This is a genomic window from Pseudomonas sp. HMWF006, assembly GCF_003061205.1.
Taxonomy (GTDB): domain Bacteria; phylum Pseudomonadota; class Gammaproteobacteria; order Pseudomonadales; family Pseudomonadaceae; genus Aquipseudomonas; species Aquipseudomonas monsensis.
In genome coordinates, this window is record NZ_QAIU01000446.1 from 10,833 (window position 1) to 11,231 (window position 399).

The window sequence follows — 399 nt, forward strand, 5'->3', positions numbered from 1 at the left end:
CCCCCGCCTACACGGCTGGCGAGAAAGATCCCGACGCTCATGGCGCTGTTGCTCAGCAGGTAGACGTAAGTCGCCAGCGCAACCATGTTGAGGAAAGCGCCGAAGTCGGAGATCAGCCGGGCGGCGATGATCAGATGGGTGTTGCGGGGGGTGGTCACATTCAGTCCTTGAGTGTGGTCGGAGCGATGGACAGTAGACGTGAATTTGCAGGGATCCGAAAGAGGCCCCTCACCCTGACCCTCTCCCGGAGGGAGAGGGGACTGATTGGGGGATATTTGGGAGGTACACCGACCTGAACGTTTTTCGTTGAATCCATAATCGACTCGTTTTTTCAGGTCGATGTATGACGCAAGACACCTCGGTCGGCCCCCTCTCCCTCTGGGAGAGGGCTGGGGTGAG

Annotated in this window: 1 pseudogene; it reads right to left on the reverse strand. The window is 58.9% G+C overall.

Annotation, left to right across the window (positions count from 1 at the left end):
• Nucleotides 1-158, reverse strand: a pseudogene (locus DBR24_RS32855) (MFS transporter); the annotation flags it as partial.
• Nucleotides 159-399: the final 241 nt, after the last annotated feature.